The sequence below is a fragment of the Sphingobium sp. ba1 genome, assembly GCF_000743655.1.
Taxonomy (GTDB): domain Bacteria; phylum Pseudomonadota; class Alphaproteobacteria; order Sphingomonadales; family Sphingomonadaceae; genus Sphingobium.
In genome coordinates this window covers 116,746-119,923 of sequence record NZ_JPPQ01000069.1, presented here as the reverse complement: position 1 = coordinate 119,923, position 3,178 = coordinate 116,746, and the positions used below count along the sequence as shown (strand labels likewise).

Here is a 3,178-nt window from a genome sequence, read left to right as displayed (position 1 = left end):
GTATAATTTGCCAAAAGGGCTCTCACGGACGCCCGGCGGATCCTCGCAGGCCGTGCCGCCCGCCGCAATGCCCGCCGCATGCCATTCGTCCGCCTGTTCGGGCGAAGCCATGGTGAAACCGATCGTGCCGCCATTGGCCGAACAGGCCGGGGCACCGTCGATCGGCTTTGTCACCATGAATAATGCGCCATCATGCATATATATGACACGACCCTTTGGATCGATCATCCCCGGCTTTGCCTCCAGCACTGCCAAGGTCGCATCGTAAAAGGCTTTCGATGCCTCGATATCATTGGCACCGACCATGATGTGGCTGAACATTGCGTCTCCTGTCCTATTTGGCGTGTGCTGCTATATAGGCGCGCGACGCTCTCGATCCGACTTACCCGAAAGGGCAGGCAGACACAGGCGCGCTGCATCGGTAACTAGGCATGACCGATAAAGCCGCGGTCCGCCGGATCAGAAGATCGTGTTGTAGAGGAACCAGCCCATGATGAGCAGGCTGGATACGATACAGATACGATCACCGAAGACGTCAATACGAGACATCGAAACACATCCTTCCACTTGCCGGGCGCTCTGCGTCGCCTCTGAGGAAAGATTACATCAGTTTTTACCGTATCGGAACAGGAAAGTTGCGGCCAATCGCCCTATCGGCAGGGTGAACCAACATTCCACCCCTCTTGACGTCATTTGGTAGCGGTCCCATCCGGCCGCAGACGCCAGCTTGCGGAAATCTAGCGGAAATCCGGCCCGCGATGTTTCAGGAAAGCGCGAGTCGCTTCCTCCGGCCCGCGATAGGCTTCCTGAAACTCCGCGCTCCAATATTTCAGCTCGTCCAGGTCGATCCGCGCGCCCGACACGGCGCAGACCACGAACTGGCCCGGCCGTTCGACGTCGAAATGCGGCGTGTCGTAACGCAGCACGGCCAGGCCCTGAATATCCGCCATCAATCGCCCGTCAGGATACGGTCGACCAGCTGCTTGACGGTCGGCACGAAGCCATTGGAGTAGAAGGGATCCTGCTTGAACTTATAGGCGCCATGGCCGGCGAAGACGAGATTCTTGTCCAGGTCGCCGCCATGCACCGCTTCCTGCAACGCCTTCTGGATGCAGAAGCTGCGCGGGTCGGCCAGCCGCCCGGTCGAATTGGTCTCGCTGTCCATCCAGGACGAGAAGGAACAATGGCTCAGGCACCCCATGCAATCGGTCTGATCCTTGCGGATCATCGACTTTTCCGTGTCGCCAACGAACACCAGCGTATTGTCCGGCGTCTTGAGCGCAGCGGTAAAGCCCTGCCCCACCCATTCGCGCGCGCGATTAAGGTCGCCCAGCGTCACCCAGAAATTCTTGCCTTTGACGCCCACGTCCAACTGATGGGTATGGTCGCCCGCCTGTTCGGTGCTGAACGGGATTTGCCGTTCCGACCGGGCTTCCAGCTCGCGCAAGAACGGGTTGCGTACCGCTGAACTGTAAAAGCCGGTCGGCGAGAATTTGTGCAACAAGATATCGCCGGGGTTTAGCTGGGTCAGAAGATCCTTCCAATCCTGCGGGATCGGGCTTTCCTGCGTCAGCAGCGGGCGCGTGCCAAACTGGAAAGCGATCGTCCCCAATTCAGGATTGTCGATCCAGTCGTTCCAGTCCTTGAGCGCCCAGACGCCGCCCGCCATCACGATCGGCACCTCATCCGAAATGCCGCCCTCGCGCATCGTGTCGCGCAGCGCCTTGACGCGGGGATAGGGGTCTTGCGGCACTTTGGGATCTTCGGCGTTGGACAGGCCGTTATGACCACCCGCCAGCCAGGGATCTTCATAGACCACCGCCGCCAGCCATTCCGACGCCTTGGAATAGGATCGCTTCCACAGCGCGCGGAACGCGCGGCCGGACGACACGATCGGCAGATAGCTGACACCGTAGGACGCAGCGATTTCGGACAGCTTGTATGGCATGCCCGCGCCGCAGGTCACGCCCGCGACCATCCCCTTGGTCTTTTCCAGCACGCCATGCAGGATGCGTTGCGCCCCGCCCATTTCCCACAACACGTTGATGTTGATCGCGCCCCGGCCGTCGGCAATCTCATAGGCGCGCTTGACCTGCTCGACCGCGCCGTCGATCGCATAGGCGACCAATTCCTCATGGCGGTCGCGGCGGGTGCGGCCGTGATAGATTTGGGGGATGACATTGCCGAAACTGTCATAGCTGTCGGCATTGACGGCGGACACCGTGCCGATGCCACCAGCCGCCGCCCAGGCACCGGAACTCGCATGGTTGGACACCGCAACGCCCTTGCCGCCTTCGACCAGCGGCCAGACTTCGCGGCCACCATAGACGATAGGCTTCAACCCCTTGAACACCAAAATCTCCTGCGACAAAAAGGCCCGGCCGGTCGACCGGGAATATGCGATCCCAACACAGCCCTTACGGCTCCTGACGAATAGGCGCGGCCCTTAAAGCAAAATCCGGGGGCTGGCCAGAGCCTCTCCATATAATGCAGCATAGGCGGCAACCATTGTTTTTTCGGCATAGTCGCGGGTTGCCCGCTCGCGATTGGCGGCCCCCAGGGTAGCCCGCAAATCCGCATCCGCCGCGAGCGCGCCCAGCGCATCGGCCAGCCCCGCTTCGTCGGCCACGACATAGGGCTGGTTCGCCGTCGCGACCATATTGGCCACGTCGCCCACATCCATCGACGCGACCGGCACGCCCGCCGCCATCGCCTCCACCAGCGAGATCGGGAATTGCTCGCTGTCCGACGACAAAGCGAAAATGTCGAACAGCCCGACGAAGCGCCAGGGCCGGTCCATGAAGCCCGCCATACGGATGTCGCCCATCCCCTGCCGCGCCGCCTCGGCGAGAATCGCGTCATGTTCCGGGCCTTCGCCCACCACCACCAATTGTAGCCGGTCCTTGTGCGCGGCGACGGCGCGCACCAGCCGGGGGATATTCTTGACCGGTCGCAGCCCCGCCAGCGTCCCCACCAGCAATTTGCCCGGCGACCGGCGCAGACCGGGAATCGCATCCGGCGCAGGCGGCGGCGCATAGCGCGCCACGTCGATGCCGTTGCGGATCAGATGCACTTTATGCGCGGGCTGTTTCCAGACCGTGCGCGCGATCGTCTCCAACCGCGCCGACGGCACGACCATGCCATGCGCCCGCTGCAGCGCGATACGGCGGAACAGGTT

4 protein-coding genes are annotated in these 3,178 nt (G+C 62.1%); all 4 read right to left on the bottom strand.

Going from position 1 to position 3,178, the window contains the following annotated elements; genetic code table 11:
• The coding region (locus tag IL54_RS22655) for a glyoxalase (RefSeq protein WP_076605542.1) at nt 1-321 on the bottom strand (321 nt) is incomplete at its 3' end.
• A 416-nt stretch (nt 322-737) separates the two neighbouring features.
• The gene (locus tag IL54_RS03645) at nt 738-950 is read right to left on the bottom strand and encodes a DUF2093 domain-containing protein (protein ID WP_037473334.1); all 213 of its coding nucleotides are present in this window, start codon (nt 948-950) and stop codon (nt 738-740) included.
• Nucleotides 950-2,353 (bottom strand): NAD(P)H-dependent flavin oxidoreductase, encoded by a 1,404-nt coding sequence (locus tag IL54_RS03640; RefSeq protein WP_037477739.1) that lies wholly within the window; start codon nt 2,351-2,353, stop codon nt 950-952. Before IL54_RS03640 ends, IL54_RS03645 begins: the two co-directional genes overlap by 1 nt.
• A 93-nt stretch (nt 2,354-2,446) precedes the next feature.
• On the bottom strand, nt 2,447-3,178 hold a 732-nt coding region (locus IL54_RS03635; protein WP_037477737.1), incomplete at its 5' end, for a glycosyltransferase.

What these genes read in the sequence shown, in the direction of transcription:
- IL54_RS03645 (WP_037473334.1), bottom strand. Translation starts at nt 950, where the DNA reads ATGGCGGATATTCAGGGCCTGGCCGTGCTGCGTTACGACACGCCGCAT.